Genomic DNA, 16,372 nt, shown 5'->3' with positions numbered 1-16,372 from the left:
AAAGATTCAAACCAGACCGACGACGAGCGGTCCCAATAATGTGAGCAGCACGTTCGCGATCGCGTAGGTGATCGCGAACGGCACGGTCGGCACGGCGCTTTCGGCCTTGTCCAGCACGCCGCCGAACGCCGGGTTCGCGCTGCGCGAGCCGGACAGCGCACCCGCCAGAATCGCCGCGTTGTCGTACTTCAGCACGTAGCGGCCGAACAGCATCGTGAGCAGCAGCGGGACCATCGTCACGACCACGCCGAGCAGGAAGATCGTGACGCCGAGCTGCTTGATCGTCGTCACGGCCTGCAGTCCCGAATTCAGACCGACCACCGCGACGAACGCCGCCAGCCCGAAGTCCTGCAACAGGCGCGATGCGGCGGGCGGCATCACGCCGTACATCGGATGCTTGCCGCGCATCCAGCCGAACACGAGGCCCGCGAGCAGGCAGCCGCCGCCTGAGCCGAGCGTGAGCGGCACGCCGCCGATATTGACCACGACCAGCCCGATCAACAGCCCCACGACCATGCCGACGCCCATATAGATGAAGTCGGTCTTGATCGAGTAGGGCAGCTCGTAGCCCGTCGCCTCCACCGCGCGCTTCGTGTCTTTCGCGGAGCCGAAGTAGGTGAGCACGTCGCCATGTTCGAGCTGTGTCTCGGGCAGGATCGGCACCGGCTGCCCGACGCGCGTGATGCTTTCGAGGAAGACGCCGTGGCGCAGATCGCGGTCGACGGTCTCGCGCACTTTCTGGATCGTCGTGTGGTTCAGGCCTTTCGCGGTGAACACGGCCTGGCGCGTCTGCATGACCGCGCTGACATCGGTGACGTCCGATATTTCCGTGCCGATCCTGGGCGCGACGGGCACCATGCCCTCGCGCCGCCCGACCACGAGCACGATGTCATCGGCGGCGAGCACGACGTCCGGCCCCGGCTCGATCTCCTTGCCCGCGCGGCGGATCTTTTCGACCGACACGAAGTCTTGCGCCGCCATTTCGATCTCGGAGACCTTGCGCCCCGCCGCCGGTCCGACCCTGAACGCCCGCCCGACCAGTTCGGGCAGCGCCGCGAGTTGCCCCGGCCCGCGCGACGGCGTGCCGCCCGCGAGCTTCGCTTCGGCATCGAGCGCGGCGGAGCGCAGGTCGCGTCCCATGAACTTCGGCAGGATGTTCACGCACACGATGATCGCGCCGAGCGAGCCGAACACGTACGTCACCGCGTACGCAATGGCGACGTCCGACTGCAGCGATTTCACTTCTTCGGCGGGCAGACCGAGACGCGCGATGGCATCGCCCGCCGTGCCGATGATGGCCGACTGCGTGAGCGCGCCGCCCGCGAGGCCTGCTGCGAGCCCCTTGTTCAGATGGAAAATCTTCGCGCAGATGATGACGGTCACGAGCGCCGATACGGCCAGAAACACCGCCATCGCGATTTCACGCAGCGTCTTGCGGTTGAGCGAGTTGAAAAAGCCCGGCCCCGAGTCGTAGCCGACCGCGTAGATGAAGACGGCGAACATCACCGCTTTCACGCCGTTGTCGATCGACACGCCCGCCTGACTGATCACCACGGCCGCCAGCAGCGAGCCGCCCACGCCGCCGAGCTGGAACTTGCCGAAGTTGATCTGGCCGATGAAGTACCCCACGGCCAGCGACAGGAACAACGCTATCTCGGGTGACTTGTGAAAGATGTTGTGTATCCAGTCCATCGTGCCCTCTCAATGAAAACGCGAACATGTACTATGCACCGATGTGGTGCCGTCTTCCTTGCTCAATCGCAAAGCCGCGCCTCCCTGACGATCGACGCCGGTTGTGTCCAATTGGCGCATGGCGCCCCTTCAGCCCCGGAACTGCGCCGCGAGGCCGACGACCACCGGCCCCATCAGCGGCAACAGAATGTTCGACAGCGCATAGGTGATCGTGTAGCCGATGACGGGCGTCGAATTGCCGGTGACGGCCACGAGCGCGCTGATCGCGGGCGTGCTGCACTGCTGGCCGGCGATTGCCCCGAGCAGCATCGGCGGATCGAGTTTCAGGAACATCCTGCCGATCCACAGCGAAAGCAGACCCGGCACCAGCACCATCAGAATGCCGACGACCGGCAGCGCGAGGCCGTACTGATGCACGAGCTTGATCGCATCCGGCCCGGCCGACAGGCCGACTGCGGCGATGAAGGTCGCGAGCCCGAAGTCCTTTAGGATCTGCGCCGCCGCCGGCGGCAGTGAACCGACGATCGGATGGAACGAGCGGGCCCACCCGAACAGCAGTCCCGACAGCAGACATCCGCCGCCCGTGCCGAGCGCGAGCGTGACGCCGCCGAACGTGCCCGACAGCCGGCCGATCGCCATGCCGACCAGCACGCCCAGGCCGAGATACACGAAGTCGGTCTTCAAGGTGGCCGGCAGCAGATAACCGAGCCGCTGCGCGCCGCGCAGCACGTCGGCCTTCGCGCCGACCAGCGTCAGCACGTCGCCGCGATTGAGCACGGTGCCGGGCAGCGCGGGCACGCGGTTCTCCATCCGCGTCACGGCCGCGATGTAGATGCCGCGTCCCTGCTCGGGGTCCGCGCGCTCGCGCAACTGACGGATCGTCGCGCCGTGGGCGTCCTTGCGCGTGAGCACGACGTCGACCATGTCGGCGAGCGCCGTCGAAAAATGATGACCCGACGCGACCTCTTCACCGAGTGTCGGCGCTGCCTGGATCAGCGCCTCGCGCCGCCCGCCGACCAGCACGAGATCGTCAGCCGCGAGCATCAGGTCAGGCGCGACGGCCAGCGGCGCGCCGCCGCGCTCGATCTGCTCGACGGTCAGGTTGTGGCCGTATTGCGCCTCGAACGCGCCGACCGTGATGCCCGCCGCGCGGCCCCCGCGAAACGCGCGCCCCACGAGCGCGGGTGCGGCGAGCCGCTCGCCTTCGCCCAGCGAATCGCCGCCGCCGAGCTTGCGCCACACGCGCTCGGCTTCTTCGCGCAGATCGACGCGCATCAGTAGCGCGGCGAACTGACTCGTGAAGAGCACGATGGTGATAAGCCCGAACAGATAGCTGACGCTGTACGCGGTGACGATATTCGCCTGCAGGCGCAGCGTGTCGGCGTCGGGCAAGCCGAGCTTCGAGACAGCTTCCGACGCCGTGCCGATCACGGCCGATTCGGTCGCCGCGCCCGCCAGCAGCCCCGCTGCGGTGCCAGGATCGAGATGCAGCAGCGCGACGGCGAGCAACACGAGCACGAGCACCGAGACGATTTCGACGATAGACAGAACCCCATAGCGCCAGCCGCGCCCGACATTGGCGAAGAACTGCGGGCCACCGGTGAAGCCGAGCGCGAAGATGAAGAGCGCAAATGCGACGTTCTTCAGGTCGGGTGACAGGCGCGCACCCGTCTGGCCGAGCAGCAGCGAAACGATGAGCGTGCCGCACACGCCGCCCAACTGGATCGGGCCGATCTTGAAAGAGCCAATCAGATATCCGAATGCAAGACTCGCGAACAACGCAATTTCCGGCTGAGACCTGAACAATTCAGCGATCATCTACGCGTCCCCGGAAATTTCGTCTATTCGAATGGATTGCTTTTAAATTCCATACGGAAATTTCAACTGACTTTCCAGCCTGAAATGCGCGCGAAGCCTTGACGACGCCACCTTAGAGGCGTCGTCGTTGGTACCGATAATCTAAATACGCAATATAGGCATTCGATTAAATCTATGAAAAATATATTATTGATAGTTGTGAATCGAGTTTCACGATGAATCTAAAGATATCCGCCGACATGCCGATATCGACGTGTACGGATATTCACGTCTGACCGGCCACGCGCGGCCGGTCTTCTTGGTGCAAACGGAGTTCGCTCTTTCATGGCGTTGCTTTTTCTCGTGGCCCTGTTCCTCGCCTGGCCGACGACGGGCCTGTCCCTGATCGCCTACGTCGCCATCCTGCTCGGTCGCGGTTATCTGCGAGGCAAGGCGGCGAAAACCCGCGCCGCCTATCTGGACGCGCAAGCCAGCGCCCGCGCGGCCGCGCAGGCGGGCAGCGCCACGTTGCCGACATCGATTCTCAACCCGGCGTTTCAGAAGCAGCTCGTGATCGAGACGACCAAGGCGGCGGTCGACGCCGGCATGTCGGCGGAACAGGCGAAGACGTGGTTTTCGCAGCAGCGCGTGGCCAACGCGGTGATGACCGCTGCCGCCAGCTTCGAAAAGGAAGGCTTCAGCCGTTCCGAGCAGATCGTGGGCGCTGCCGATTTCACGAAAGATTTCGCGCGCGCACACCTTCATGCAGCGAACGATGCATCGGAAGAGAAAGCCGGTCACGACGATGCACACGAGCGCGGCAAGGCGCTCTTCGAACAGGGAATGCGCCATGCGCTGCAATTCCGGTCCACGGAAGCGATCGATTGCTACACGCGTTCCATCGAGGCAAGCGCGAATCCGGTGCCGTACATCAATCGGGCGAATCTTTTCGGCAAGCGAATCCGGCACTTCGAAGCATTGCAGGATCTTCTCAAAGCGAAGCGGCTCGACGAAGAACAGGCCAACGAATTCCCGACAGAAATCGCACGCGAGCTCGAACATGCGAATCTGGTCACGCTCGGTTATCGGAATGGCTTTCGCGAGAAGCTGATCGAGGAACTCAAGGACGGCGACACACACGAGATCGCCGGAAGAATGCTGTGCGTGTGCTTCGGGATCGAACCCGGCCGATGGAAGTACAACACGTATGACCAGCCGTTCGTCGAATATCACTTCTTCAATGAACTGGACAAGGTGTCGCGATTCGACGATCGGAAGCGCTATCCGGATGTCGCGGAATTCATCGACGCTTACCCGGCTGATTTCATCGCAATGAAAGTCGATGCCTGCCCCGATGCGCAGGCGTATCGGGACATCGAGGTGAAACTGCATAGCCTGCTGTGCTCCTACGATGAGCGGGACATGCAGCAGCTACGCAATTCGATGCTCTATCCGATTCACTGCAAGCTTCTGGAGCGGGATTTCGGCGATATGTGGATGAGTTTTGCGTCGGAATGCGAGGGCGTCACGCGGGAGGCCGCTGAGTTCAGGCAAAGGGAATAGCAGCGTCTGCGTCTCCCAGCGGCCGTTGAGTCTTCGACAGATAACTCAGAGATGTGCGCGCTCGACCTTCGGCATGCCTTTCGATCGCGCCTGCCACAAATCGTAGGCTGCCTGCCGGGCCAGCCACAGATCCGCACGTCCGCCATTCTCCACGCCGAGCCAGCCCTCGATCCGAAGTGCCATTTCGGGCGAGACGCCGGCGCGCTCGTTCAGCACGCGCGACAACGCCACGCGCGTAACGCCGAGTTGCTCAGCCGCTTGAGTAACCGTTAAACCAAGCTCGGGAAGGACGTCTTCCCGAAGCGTTTCACCCGGGTGCGGCGGGTTGAACATTTGAGTCATATTCCGAACCTCAGTGATAGTCCTGGTAATCCACCAGGACGGCGTCGGTGCCTTCGAACCTGAACGTCATCCGCCAGTTTCCGTTTACGCTCACGGAGTAGTGACCGGCCAGATCGCCGTCCAGTCCGTGCAGTCTCCAGCCTGGAACGTTCATGTCCTGCGCAGACTGGGCGACATCGAGTTGAGCCAGTTGACGTCTAAGTTTCGACGCGTGATCCGGCCTGATGCCTGCCTTACTTCCTCGAATGAAAAATTCCTCGAGCCCTTTGTGTCGCCATGACTTGATCATGGTTCTCCCAATGCCTGAAAAGATAAGTCATTTGCATTACTCCAATGGGCACTGATAGTAGTTGTATAGTGTATAGCTGCACTATACAGATGTTGGCGGACGGCGTCAATGTGAGCGCTCCAGAACGTCACCGCGATCGATGTGAGTTTTCTGCAATAGGATCTGCTTAATTCTGGGCGACGGCGGTGACCTTAACGCACCCAGATGTGAGAAAAAATCGAGGCCTTTCGGCGTTTCCACCTATATTTACCACCCCTCCAGCAGTGGTCTACTCATCACACCAGTTGACCACATCCGTGCGCTACGTCTGGAGGAGACATGAACGTTGCAGAAACGCAGTCCGTCGAGCAATCGGCGATCAGAAAAGTGTCGTGGCGGCTCGTGCCGTTCGTCGCACTGATGTTCTTCATCAACTTTCTCGACCGGACCGCGATTTCCTTCGCCGGCCCGAACGGGATGACCAAGGATCTCGGTCTCACCGCCGCGCAATTCGGGTTCGCAGCGGGCGTGTTCTTCATCGGCTATATCGTGCTGGAGATTCCCAGCAATCTGGCGCTGCACAAGTTCGGCGCGCGCCGCTGGCTCGCGCGCATCATGGTCACGTGGGGTGTCGTCGCGCTACTGTTCACGTGGGTCAGCAGCATCAACGGGCTGTACACCCTGCGCTTCCTGCTGGGCGTCGCTGAAGCAGGCTTCTTCCCTGGCGCGATCCTGTTCCTCAGCATGTGGGTGCCGGCGAAGCATCGCAGCCATATCCTCGCGCTGTTCTATCTCGCGCAGCCGCTCACGATCGTCATCGGCGCGCCGCTCGCCGCGCTGCTGATCCAGGCCAACGGGCTGTTCGATCTCGCCGGCTGGCGCATCATGTTCTTCGGCGTCGCGATTCCGGCGATTCTCGTCGGCGTGATCGCGTGGTTCTATCTGACCGACAGACCCGCCGACGCGAAGTGGCTCACGACGGCCGAGCGCGACTGGCTCGTCACGCGTCTGGACGAGGAAGAGCGCGCGAAGGGCGCATCGGCCAAAGGCCACGGCAGTCCGATGGCCGCGCTGATGAGCGGACGCGTGTGGCTGTTCGCGCTGATGTATTTCGGCCTGATCTACGGTCTCTATGCGCTGGCGTTCTTCCTGCCGACGATCATCGGCGGCTTCGAGGCGCGCTTCGGCACGCATTTCAACGTGTTCCAGAAAGGCCTGATCACGGCGGTTCCGTACCTGCCCGCCGCGTTCGCGCTGTTCCTGTGGAGCCGTGACGCGACCAAACGCGGCGTGCGCTCGTGGCATATCGGCGTGCCGGCGCTCGTCGGCGCGTTGAGCGTGCCGCTCGCCATGCAGATGAACTCGCCCGCCGCGACCATCGCCGTGATCACCGTGACGGCCTGCGCGATCTTCTCCGCGCTGCCGAACTTCTGGGCGCTGCCCGCGCGTTTCCTGTCGGGCGCCGCCGCCGCGGCGGGCATCGCGCTCATCAACACCGTGGGCAATCTCGCGGGCTTCGTCGCGCCGTACATCACCGGCATGGCGAAGGACGCGACGGGCTCATACCAACTGCCGATGCTGATCGTCGGCGCCATGATGCTCATGTCCGCCGCGCTCGCTTTCGCCATCGGACGCACGAGCCAGGAGCGGACGCCGGAAGCGGTCGCCGCTAACGCACATTAAACACATTGGAGATATCGACATGAAGGAAAAGATCGCGTTGTTCGGAGCCGGCGGCAAGATGGGCGTGCGCCTCTCCAGCAATCTGCTGAAGTCGGATTATCGCGTCGCGCACGTCGAACCGGGCGCGGCCGGACAGAAGCGCCTGAAGGATGAACTGGGCATCGAATGCGTGTCCGCCGATGCCGCGCTCGACGGCGCACAAGTGGTGATCCTGGCCGTGCCCGATACGCTGATCGGCAAGCTCTCGCACGAGATCGCGCCGAAGCTCAAGCCCGGCACGATGGTCATGACGCTCGATGCCGCCGCGCCGTTCGCCGGCCACCTTCCGGACCGCAAGGACCTGACGTACTTCGTCGCGCATCCGTGCCATCCGATCATCTTCAACTACGACCTCGACGAAAAGTCGGTGCACGATCACTTCGGCGGCGCGCACGCGAAGCAGTCGATCGTCAGCGCGCTGATGCAAGGGCCGGAGGAAGCGTTCGATCTCGGCGAGGCCGTCGCGAAGGTGATCTATGCGCCGATCCTGCGCTCGTATCGCCTGACCGTCGATCAGATGGCGATCCTGGAGCCGGGTCTGTCGGAAACGATCTGCGCGACGCTGCTCTACGTGATGCGCGAGGCGATGGATGAAACCATCAAGCGCGGCGTGCCCGAGCAGGCCGCACGCGACTTTCTGCTCGGCCACATGAATATTCTCGGCGCGGTGATCTTCAACGAGATTCCCGGCGCGTTCTCCGATGCGTGCAACAAGGCGATCGAGTTCGGCAAGCCGCGTCTGATGCGCGACGACTGGAAGAACGTGTTCGACCGCGAGGAGATCGCGGAAAGCATCCGCCGTATTACCTGAAACGAGGAACTGACCGTGACCGAACGCATCCACGCCACTTACTGGCTCGAAACCGGCGTCGACCCGCGCATTGCCGCCGAGACGATCGCGGGCGAGCAGTCGAGCGGCACCTTCATCGCGCTGCCCAACGAGACGCCCGAGCTGAAGGCGCGTTCGGGCGCGCGCGTCGAACGGCTCGACGTGCTGGGACACAGCGAGACGCCGAGTCTGCCGGGCGGCGCGGCATCGGCGCGCTACACGCAGTGCGTGCTGGAGCTGTCATGGCCGATCGAAAACTTCGGCGCATCGCTGCCGAACCTGATGTCGACCATCGCGGGCAATCTGTTCGAGCTGCGGCAGGTGTCGGGCTTGCGTCTCACCGGCTTGCGCCTGCCCGCATCGTTCGCGGCGGCGTATCCGGGTCCGGCGTTCGGCATCGAGGGCACCCGCAAGCTGTCGGGCGTGACGCACGGGCCGCTCATCGGCACGATCATCAAGCCGAGCGTCGGACTTTCGCCCGAGGAAACCGCGGAGCAGGTGAAGGCGCTGGTCGCGGGCGGCATCGATTTCATCAAGGATGACGAACTACAGGCCGATGGCTCGCATTGCCCGTTCGATGAACGCGTGCGCGCGGTGATGCGCGTCGTGAACGACCACGCCGAACGCACCGGCAAGAAGGTGATGGTCGCGTTCAACGTGACCGGCGATCTCGACCAGATGAAGCGTCGTCACGATCTCGTGCTCGAACAGGGCGGCACGTGCGTGATGGCGGTGCTCAATTCGATCGGTCTCGTCGGCATGACCGAGTTGCGCAAGCACAGTCAGTTGCCGATTCACGCGCATCGCGCGGGCTGGGGTTATCTGACGCGCGCCGAAGCGCTCGGCTGGGACTACGCGCCGTGGCAGATGCTGTGGCGTCTCGCGGGCGCGGACCATCTGCATGTGAATGGCTTGCGCAACAAGTTCAGCGAGTCGGATGAAAGCGTGATCGCGGCGGCGCGCGCGGTCTTGTCGCCGGTGATGGACGATGCGCCGCTGACCGCGATGCCCGTGTTCAGTTCGGGCCAGACCGGTTTGCAGGCGGCCGATACGTATGCGGCGATCGGCTGCGCGGATTTGATCCACACGGCGGGCGGCGGCATCTTCGGTCATCCGGGCGGCGTGGCGGCGGGCGTCGAGGCGTTGCGCGAGGCGTGGGTCGCGGCGATCGAAGGCGTGCCGCTCGCGCGTCATGCCGAGCGCAATCCGGCATTGAAGGCCGCACTGGAGTTCTGGAAATGAGCACGCAATGGCCCGCTGGCCTGCTGCTCGCGTATTACGGCGACGACTTCACGGGTTCCACCGACGCGATGGAAGCGCTGAGCGCCGCCGGCGTCCCGACGCTGCTCTGTCTGCAAGCGCCGACGCCCGAGCTGCTCGCGCGCTTTCCCGATGTGCGTTGCGTCGGGCTGGCGGGATCGTCGCGCGGGCGCAGTCCGCAATGGATGGACGACGAATTGCCGCGCGCTTTCGCGAGCCTCGCGGCACTGGGCGCGCCGATCCTGCAATACAAGGTCTGTTCGACCTTCGATTCATCGCCGCATACTGGCTCGATCGGCCGCGCCATCGATATCGGCGTCACGCGGATGCGCGGCACATGGTCGCCGATGATCGTCGGCGCGCCGCGTCTGAAGCGCTATCAGGCGTTCGGCAATCTGTTCGCGGCGGTGGACGGCGAAGGCTATCGGCTCGATCGTCATCCGACGATGTCGCGTCATCCCGTCACGCCGATGAACGAAGCGGACTTGCGCGTGCATTTGCGGCAGCAAACGCAGCGGCGCATCGAACTGATCGATTTCGTGCGGCTGCGTTCGCCCGATGTTCGCGAACGCCTGAACGCGCTGACGAACGACGATGCGCCCATCGTCATGATCGACGTGCTCGACGAAGAGACGCTCGCCGCCGGCGGCAAGCTCGTCTGGGAAGGGCGCGGCGATGGCGTGTTCACGGCGTCGTCGTCGGGATTGCAATATGCGCTCGCGGCGCATTGGCGCTCGCAAGGCCTCGTGCCGCAGACGCCGGCGCTGCCCGACGCATCCGCCGTCGATGTGATCGCCGCCGTCAGCGGAAGCTGCTCGCCGGTGACGGCGGGGCAGATTCGCTGGGCGCGCGACAACGGCTTTCGCGTCGAGCGGCTTGAACTGCGCCGCGCGCTCGATGCGCGTGCGCGCGAAGCCGAGATCGAACGCGTGGTCGGCGTCGCGGTGCAAGCCGTGAGCGAAGGTCGCAGCCCGCTCGTGTTCAGCGCCGAAGGCCCCGACGATCCCGCCGTGCTCGCTTTCGACGACATCGCATCGGACGCCGGCCTGAGCCGCGCCGAAGCTGCGCGCCGCGTCGGCGAAACGCTCGCCGACGTCATGCGCCGGTTGCTCGATCGCGCGCCGTTGCGACGCGTCGTCGTTGCTGGCGGCGACAGCTCGGGCGAAGTGGCGAGCACGCTGGGCATCAGCGCATTGAGCGTCGCGGCGGGCATGGCGCCGGGCGCGCCGCTGTGCCGCGCATGGTCCGGCGATCCCGCGCGCGACGGCCTCGAAATCGTGCTGAAAGGCGGGCAGATCGGCGGCGTGTCTTTCTTCGGCAATGTGCGCGACGGCGCTTCGCGAGCGGCTTCTTCGTGATAAGGTCGGCGCGAAGAATCATCGAAGACGGGCATTCCGATGGCGGACATCATTCAGCGGCGCAAGCTGTATCAGGACGTACTGGACCGGTTGATGGAGCGCATCCGCTCGGGCGAGATCGCGCCCGGCGCGCAGCTTCCGTCCGAGCGCGAGTTGATGGAAGCCTATGGCGTGGGACGCCCGGCGATCCGCGAGGCCTTGCAGACGCTGGAGCGCTCCGGCATCGTCGAGATCGCGCACGGCGAGCGCGCGCGCGTGGTCGTGCCGACGGCGCAGAGCCTCATCGCACAGATCGCCATCGGCACGATGCATCTGCTGCGCACGCAACCGGACATGCTCGAACATCTGAAAGCGGCGCGGCTCTTTCTCGAAACCGGCACGGCGCGCATGGCGGCCGAGAAGGCGTCGGACGAGGACATCGCGCGGCTCGTGCAGCGGGTCGAGGCGCAGCGCGCGGCGGTCGATGATCGCGACGAATTCCTCGCCTGCGACATGGCGTTTCATCGCGAGATCGCGCATGTCACGGGCAATCCGATCTATCCGTCGATCGTCGAATCCATCTTCAACTGGGCGTCCGAATACTATCGGCCGATGGTGCGCGCGCCCGGCGCCGAATCGTTGACGCTCGCGGAGCACGAACGCATCGTCGAAGCGATCGCGTCGCGCGACGGCGACGCGGCAGCCGCCGCGATGCACGCGCATCTGTCGCGCGCGAGCGCGCTGTACGGCACGCTCATCACGTCCTGAGCGCAGCGTTCTCGCGCGAGCGCAGGAACGCGGTCATCTCCTTCAGGCTCTCGTTCATTTCCTCGATCAGCCAGCGTTCCAGCTGCGCGACGTCGGCGTGCGCGCGCAGATGCGGCGCGACCCACAGCACGAGCTGGCGCGGCCCCGGCGCGAAGCCGAACGGCGCGACGAGCTTGCCGGAAACGAGGTCGTTCATCACGAGCATCTGCGGCACGAGCGCGACGCCGAGCCCGCACACGGCGGCCTGGATCAGCAGATAGAAGTGCTCGTAGGCATCCGCGCTCGCGCCGGCGACGGGCGCGATGTCGGTCGCGCGATACCAGTCCGCCCACGCCTCGGGACGCGTGCGCGTGGCAAGCAGCTTCGCGCGCGCGAGATCGGCGGGCGTCGCGAGGCCGATCGACTGCGCGTAATCGGGCGAGCACACCGGCCCGATCCATTCGTCGATGAGCGTGCGCGTGAGCGCGTCCTTCGGCGGCTCGATCGTGCTCGCGCGGATCGCAACGCTGATCTTGTCGCGCACGAAATCGATCTGGTCGTAGTTCATGTTGAACTTCAGCTCGGTCTGCGGATAGCGCCGGTGAAAGCCGGCGATACGCGGAATCAGCCAGTTCATCATGATGGTCGCGGAGCACGACAGCGTGAGCGGCTCGGGCTTGAGCTGCTCGATGCTCGCGTCGATGAGGTTGAACGCCGTCGTGAGGCCTTCGGCGAGGCGCCTGCCTTCGGGCGTCGGGTCCGACGACTGCGCCGAGCGCACCAGCAGCGTGAGGCCGAGCGTGTCCTCCAGCGCCTTCACCTGCCGGCTGATCGCGCCGTGCGTGACGCACAGTTCCTGCGCGGCGAGCGTCATGCTGCGCAGGCGCGCCACGGCCTCGAACGCGCGCAGGGCGTTCAGCGAAGGGCGCGGGGTCTGCATGGGTCTCCTCCGTCGATGGTCTCGATTGTTTCCCGTCGCGATACGGACACGCCGATTGTAGACGGCGCGCGGGGCCAAGCGGCGTCTTTGTATCGCACTGTATCTGCGGCGAATGCCGACATACGGCGTTTCATAACGCGCGTTTCGCGAAACATGCCGGATACGTCCGGCGGTTCTAATACTTTCAAGCCGAACGATCCGAAACACACGGCGGATCGGCAAGACGGCCTTCCATCACAATCTCTGGAGGTAAATCATGAAAGTCATTCAATCGCTGATCGTCGCTGCCGCTGTCGCCATTCCGGCTCTTTCGTTCGCGCAGTCGAACCAGCCGATTACCCGTGCCGAGGTGCGCGCGCAACTCGTCGAACTGCAAAAGGCGGGCTACAACCCCGCGAGCGACCAGACGCAATACCCGCGCAACATCCAGGCCGCGCAGGCGCGTGTCGATGCGGCCCACGGCCTGACCGCGTACGGCGCGCCGGCGGGCGGCAGCGTCGCGTCGGGTGCGCGCTCGACGGACGCGGACGTCATCGGTCTCGGACCGGTTTTCGCGAAGCCGTAAGCGCGCGGGTTCAGCCATCTTCGCAAGCCCGGACGGATCGACCGTCCGGGCTTGATACGTTTCTGTGAATAGCGTATTACCCTTCGAACTTATCGCCATGCAGGCGATACACTCTTGCGAGAAAATCCCATTTTTGACCGGATGTGACATCCGGCCAAAGGGAAGGGCGCGGAAAATGGGTATCATCCCTGTCCGCCCCGCGCGGATTGAGCCGAATGTAACAACGTATCGCAGTTTTTTGAGTGCGACGCCACTGATTTTCGAGGCGCTTATGCCCACAGACGTAGACATCATCACTGTCGAGCAGATCGCGTCGATCGCCGATCGCCTGACCGAAGAAGGCCGCAAGGTCTCCCCACTGACCGTTTGGGAGGCGGCCGGCGGCGGTTCGCTCCTCGCCATCGCGGCCGGCCTGCAGCGCTGGCGCGAGGCGCGTTCGCCGGACGTGCCGCAGCAGCAGGCCCTGACCGGACTTCCCGACGACCTGGCCGAGACGCTCGTGAACGTCGCGCGGCGACTCTGGACGGTTTCCCGCGACGACACCGAACGACTCGCCGGCCAGCGCCTCTCCGTGGTGAACCAGCGGCTCTCGACGGCGCTCGCGGAGCGCGACGAGGCGCTCGCCGAGTTCCAGAAGACCGGCAGCGAAGCCGAAAAGAACCGTCAGCAGATGGCGGAAATGCTGAGCGCGTTGCGGGCGTCGGAAGAGTCGGCCGCGCGCCTGCGCGAAGAGGTTGGGACGGCCACGGCGCGCGCGCAGACCGCCGAGACGCAGATCGAGGAAGCGGCGCGGCGCGCATCGACGGAACAGGCCGAGCGCGAAGCCGTGACGGCGTCGCTCGAGGAAGAGCGGCGTGCGAAGGATGCGCTGAACGCGGCGCTGGCCGCGAAGGACGAAGAGATCGCGCGCATCGCGCAGGAGCGGGATCAGACGCGCCAGCAGCATGAGCAATTACACGGTTTGATTGCAGGCAAGGATGAAGAACTCGCGCGTATCGCGGATGAACGCAATCAGACGCAACAGCAGCACGAGCAATTGCACGGTTTGATCGCCGGCAAGGACCAGGACCTCGCGCGTATCGCCGAAGAGCGCGATCGGGCGCGTCAGGATCACGCGGATCTGCATGCGTTGCTGTCGGGCAAGGACGATGAACTCGCGCGCGTTGCGCAGGAGCGCGATCAGTTTCGGCAGGAGCACGAGGCGCTGACCCGGATTGCGCATGATAATTCGGCGCAGGTCGAGCGCTCGTCGCAGGATGCGAACGCCGCGCAGGCGCGCGCGCAAGCCGCCGAAGCACAGGCGAGCGAAAGTCTCGCGCGCGTCGCCGCGCTGGAAGCCGAGTTGAACGAAGTGCGCGCCGCGCTGGCGGCGGAGCGTGAAAGCGCGGCTGCGCGCAGCGCGGAAGTCGTGGCGCAGCGCGATCACGTCGAGCGCGTGAGCGGCGAGCTGGAGGAAACCCGCAAGCGCATCAGCGCGTTGATGGAAGAAAAGGCCGAGCAGGGCACCGAACTCGCGCGCGTATCGAACGATGTCAACGCTTTGCGCGAGCGCGCTGAGTCCGCCGAGAAGAACGCGACCGATCTGGCGAAGCGTCTCGTCGAGAAGGAGCAGGGCGAAGAGTCCGAACTCGCGTCGTTGCAGCGTCAGGTTTCGGCGCAGGCCAAGTCGCATTCGAAAGCGTACGACGAACTTCGCGCCAACGCCGAGCAATGGGTCACCTACGCGAAGGACTTGCGTCAGCGGCTCGATGTGGCCAACGAGAAGATTCTTTTCATCGATGCCCGCAGCACCGGCGAAGTCGCGCTGATGCGCAGGCTCGCGGTCGAACTGGAGCGCATGAAGCCGGACCACGAACTCGTGCTGCGCGAGGCGCAGCAGAAGCTGATCGGCGACAAGATGGCGCAACAGCTCGCGCAGAAGGGTTATCGCTATGATCCGGCGACGGCGGTGATGTCGAAGATCGAATCCTGACGCGCGTTTGACGATGGAAACGCAGACCATTACCGTGACGATCGCGCGTGACTGGCGCGAGCTTTACGACGCGATCTGGCGTCCTGAGGTGTTTCCGACGTGGGCGTCGGGGCTCGCGCAGTCGACGCTCGAAGACATGGGCGATCATTGGCGCGCCCGTGGGCCGGAAGGGGACGTGACGATTCGCTTCACGGAGCACAACGCGTTCGGCGTGATGGATCATCGGGTGTATCTGCCGAACGGCGATGAGGTCCATGTTCCGTTGCGCGTCTATCAGAACGGCGCGGGCGCTGAAGTGGCGCTCACGCTGTTTCGTCAGCCCGGCATGAGCGATGAAAAATTCGCTGCGGATGCGGACTGGGTTCGGCGGGATCTTGCGGCGCTTGCCGGGCGTTACGGGAAGCCCTGACAGCGTGCGCCGAATCGCCGTATTCCGATAGCGCCTTCGACGAAGGCGGGGAGCCGTGGCCAAGATGAAGAAAACCGCGCCGGACTGGGTACTGCGCGCCGCGCCGACCGAAGGCATCGAACGCATCGAGGCCTGGTTTGGCGGCAAGGCCTACGGCATGCATCGGCACGACACCTATGCGATCGGCCGCACGCTCGCGGGCGTGCAGAGCTTCAACTATCGGCGCGGGCTGCGTCACAGCGTGCCGGGCCAGACGATGGTCCTGCATCCCGACGAACTTCATGACGGACAGGCGGGCACCGGCGAGGGCTTCCGCTATCGCATGCTGTATGTCGATCCCGCGCTGATTCAGGCGATACTCGGCGGCCGCGCGCTGCCTTTCGTCGAAGGCGGCGTGACGACGGATGTACGCGTCTCGCGCGCGACGGAAGCCCTGCTGCAGCGCACCGAAGGGGCGCAGCCGCCGTTCGAGCCGCTCGAACAGCACGATGCGCTGACCGAACTGGCGCTTGCGCTCGCGCAAGCGGCCGGCGCGCCAACGGTCTCCGATAGCGGCGATTACACGAGCGCCGCGCGCGCTCATGCCTATCTGCATGCGAACTGCGATCGCATCATCACGCTGGACGAACTCGAGCGTGTGACAGGGCGCGACCGCTTCGGGCTGTCGCGTGATTTCCGCAAATTCTACGGCACGAGTCCGTATCGCTATCTGACGATGCGCCGCCTCGATCTGGCCCGCCGCCTCATGCTGACCGGCGCGCCGCTCGCGGATATCGCGGCGCACGCGGGCTTCGCCGATCAGAGTCACATGACGCGCCAGTTCACGCGTGCGTTCGGCATTCCGCCCGCGCGCTGGCGGACGATCGCGAGCGGCGTCGCATCGCGCTGAGCGTCTGCACGATCGTTCAAGACGCACGCCGCGCGTGAGC

At 64.7% G+C, this 16,372-nt stretch carries 15 protein-coding genes; 10 read left to right on the top strand and 5 right to left on the bottom strand.

Going from position 1 to position 16,372, the window contains the following annotated elements:
- Positions 1–6: 6 nt before the first annotated feature.
- Together aspT (BTHE68_RS30020) and aspT (BTHE68_RS30015) are read right to left on the bottom strand one after the other, a co-directional pair.
- Positions 7–1,692 (bottom strand): aspartate-alanine antiporter, encoded by a 1,686-nt coding sequence (gene aspT, locus BTHE68_RS30020; protein WP_162069941.1) that lies wholly within the window; start codon positions 1,690–1,692, stop codon positions 7–9.
- Between the two features lie 129 nt (positions 1,693–1,821).
- Positions 1,822–3,510, bottom strand: coding sequence for an aspartate-alanine antiporter (aspT, locus tag BTHE68_RS30015; protein WP_162069940.1), 1,689 nt, complete (start codon positions 3,508–3,510; stop codon positions 1,822–1,824).
- 324 nt (positions 3,511–3,834) lie between these two features.
- Between aspT (BTHE68_RS30015) and BTHE68_RS30010 the strand changes: the two genes are divergently transcribed.
- Positions 3,835–5,052: a tetratricopeptide repeat protein gene (locus BTHE68_RS30010; protein WP_162069939.1), complete on the top strand. Its 1,218-nt coding sequence runs from the start codon at positions 3,835–3,837 to the stop codon at positions 5,050–5,052.
- A 45-nt stretch (positions 5,053–5,097) separates the two neighbouring features.
- Here the strand turns inward: BTHE68_RS30010 and BTHE68_RS30005 are convergent, their stop codons facing one another.
- Together BTHE68_RS30005 and BTHE68_RS30000 are read right to left on the bottom strand one after the other, a co-directional pair.
- The gene (locus BTHE68_RS30005; protein WP_162069938.1) at positions 5,098–5,394 is read right to left on the bottom strand and encodes a HigA family addiction module antitoxin; all 297 of its coding nucleotides are present in this window, start codon (positions 5,392–5,394) and stop codon (positions 5,098–5,100) included.
- Positions 5,395–5,404: 10 nt separating this feature from the next.
- A complete protein-coding gene (locus tag BTHE68_RS30000; RefSeq protein ID WP_162069937.1) occupies positions 5,405–5,683 on the bottom strand; it encodes a type II toxin-antitoxin system RelE/ParE family toxin in 279 nt (92 codons plus the stop codon).
- 318 nt (positions 5,684–6,001) lie between these two features.
- Here BTHE68_RS30000 and BTHE68_RS29995 point away from each other — a divergent pair, with 318 nt between their 5' ends.
- The 5 genes from BTHE68_RS29995 to BTHE68_RS29975 are packed head-to-tail and all read left to right on the top strand — an operon-like array spanning position 6,002 to position 11,578.
- Entirely contained in the window at positions 6,002–7,345 is a 1,344-nt protein-coding gene (locus BTHE68_RS29995; RefSeq protein ID WP_162069936.1) for an MFS transporter, read from the top strand.
- Positions 7,346–7,364: 19 nt separating this feature from the next.
- Positions 7,365–8,195 carry a phosphogluconate dehydrogenase C-terminal domain-containing protein gene (locus BTHE68_RS29990; protein WP_061177837.1) on the top strand — a complete coding sequence of 277 codons (831 nt, stop codon included), beginning with the start codon at positions 7,365–7,367 and terminating at the stop codon, positions 8,193–8,195.
- Positions 8,196–8,210: 15 nt separating this feature from the next.
- Positions 8,211–9,455 carry a ribulose-bisphosphate carboxylase large subunit family protein gene (locus BTHE68_RS29985; protein WP_162069935.1) on the top strand — a complete coding sequence of 415 codons (1,245 nt, stop codon included), beginning with the start codon at positions 8,211–8,213 and terminating at the stop codon, positions 9,453–9,455.
- On the top strand, positions 9,452–10,831 hold the full coding sequence (oiaK, locus tag BTHE68_RS29980) for a 3-oxo-isoapionate kinase OiaK (protein WP_162069934.1): 1,380 nt from the start codon (positions 9,452–9,454) through the stop codon (positions 10,829–10,831). The genes BTHE68_RS29985 and oiaK overlap by 4 nt, the downstream gene beginning before the upstream one ends.
- A gap of 39 nt (positions 10,832–10,870) precedes the next feature.
- Positions 10,871–11,578, top strand: a complete 708-nt coding sequence (locus tag BTHE68_RS29975) for a transcriptional regulator NanR (RefSeq protein ID WP_162069933.1) — start codon at positions 10,871–10,873, stop codon at positions 11,576–11,578.
- On the opposite strand, the gene BTHE68_RS29970 is transcribed toward BTHE68_RS29975, so the two are convergent.
- Positions 11,568–12,497: a LysR substrate-binding domain-containing protein gene (locus BTHE68_RS29970; RefSeq protein ID WP_162069932.1), complete on the bottom strand. Its 930-nt coding sequence runs from the start codon at positions 12,495–12,497 to the stop codon at positions 11,568–11,570. The genes BTHE68_RS29975 and BTHE68_RS29970 overlap by 11 nt on opposite strands.
- 256 nt (positions 12,498–12,753) lie before the next feature.
- Between BTHE68_RS29970 and BTHE68_RS29965 the strand changes: the two genes are divergently transcribed.
- The 4 genes from BTHE68_RS29965 (at position 12,754) to BTHE68_RS29950 (ending at position 16,332) form a co-directional block, all read left to right on the top strand.
- Positions 12,754–13,062, top strand: coding sequence for a DUF4148 domain-containing protein (locus tag BTHE68_RS29965; protein WP_162069931.1), 309 nt, complete (start codon positions 12,754–12,756; stop codon positions 13,060–13,062).
- A 271-nt stretch (positions 13,063–13,333) separates the two neighbouring features.
- Positions 13,334–15,034: a DNA-binding protein gene (locus BTHE68_RS29960; protein ID WP_162069930.1), complete on the top strand. Its 1,701-nt coding sequence runs from the start codon at positions 13,334–13,336 to the stop codon at positions 15,032–15,034.
- 13 nt (positions 15,035–15,047) lie between these two features.
- Positions 15,048–15,443 (top strand): SRPBCC family protein, encoded by a 396-nt coding sequence (locus BTHE68_RS29955; protein ID WP_162069929.1) that lies wholly within the window; start codon positions 15,048–15,050, stop codon positions 15,441–15,443.
- Positions 15,444–15,507: 64 nt separating this feature from the next.
- Complete coding sequence (locus BTHE68_RS29950; RefSeq protein WP_162070913.1) at positions 15,508–16,332, top strand: AraC family transcriptional regulator; 825 nt, start codon at positions 15,508–15,510, stop codon at positions 16,330–16,332.
- Positions 16,333–16,372: the final 40 nt, after the last annotated feature.

Source organism: Burkholderia sp. THE68 (genome assembly GCF_009938265.1).
Lineage (GTDB): Bacteria > Pseudomonadota > Gammaproteobacteria > Burkholderiales > Burkholderiaceae > Caballeronia.
Note: the sequence above shows the minus strand (reverse complement) of the source record. Positions and strands in the feature narration are given on the sequence as shown.

What these genes read in the sequence shown, in the direction of transcription:
- aspT (WP_162069941.1), bottom strand. Translation starts at nt 1,692, where the DNA reads ATGGACTGGATACACAACATCTTTCACAAGTCACCCGAGATAGCGTTG.
- aspT (WP_162069940.1), bottom strand. Translation starts at nt 3,510, where the DNA reads ATGATCGCTGAATTGTTCAGGTCTCAGCCGGAAATTGCGTTGTTCGCG.
- BTHE68_RS30010 (WP_162069939.1), top strand. Translation starts at nt 3,835, where the DNA reads ATGGCGTTGCTTTTTCTCGTGGCCCTGTTCCTCGCCTGGCCGACGACG.
- BTHE68_RS30005 (WP_162069938.1), bottom strand. Translation starts at nt 5,394, where the DNA reads ATGACTCAAATGTTCAACCCGCCGCACCCGGGTGAAACGCTTCGGGAA.
- BTHE68_RS30000 (WP_162069937.1), bottom strand. Translation starts at nt 5,683, where the DNA reads ATGATCAAGTCATGGCGACACAAAGGGCTCGAGGAATTTTTCATTCGA.
- BTHE68_RS29995 (WP_162069936.1), top strand. Translation starts at nt 6,002, where the DNA reads ATGAACGTTGCAGAAACGCAGTCCGTCGAGCAATCGGCGATCAGAAAA.
- BTHE68_RS29990 (WP_061177837.1), top strand. Translation starts at nt 7,365, where the DNA reads ATGAAGGAAAAGATCGCGTTGTTCGGAGCCGGCGGCAAGATGGGCGTG.
- oiaK (WP_162069934.1), top strand. Translation starts at nt 9,452, where the DNA reads ATGAGCACGCAATGGCCCGCTGGCCTGCTGCTCGCGTATTACGGCGAC.
- BTHE68_RS29975 (WP_162069933.1), top strand. Translation starts at nt 10,871, where the DNA reads ATGGCGGACATCATTCAGCGGCGCAAGCTGTATCAGGACGTACTGGAC.
- BTHE68_RS29970 (WP_162069932.1), bottom strand. Translation starts at nt 12,497, where the DNA reads ATGCAGACCCCGCGCCCTTCGCTGAACGCCCTGCGCGCGTTCGAGGCC.
- BTHE68_RS29965 (WP_162069931.1), top strand. Translation starts at nt 12,754, where the DNA reads ATGAAAGTCATTCAATCGCTGATCGTCGCTGCCGCTGTCGCCATTCCG.
- BTHE68_RS29960 (WP_162069930.1), top strand. Translation starts at nt 13,334, where the DNA reads ATGCCCACAGACGTAGACATCATCACTGTCGAGCAGATCGCGTCGATC.
- BTHE68_RS29955 (WP_162069929.1), top strand. Translation starts at nt 15,048, where the DNA reads ATGGAAACGCAGACCATTACCGTGACGATCGCGCGTGACTGGCGCGAG.
- BTHE68_RS29950 (WP_162070913.1), top strand. Translation starts at nt 15,508, where the DNA reads ATGAAGAAAACCGCGCCGGACTGGGTACTGCGCGCCGCGCCGACCGAA.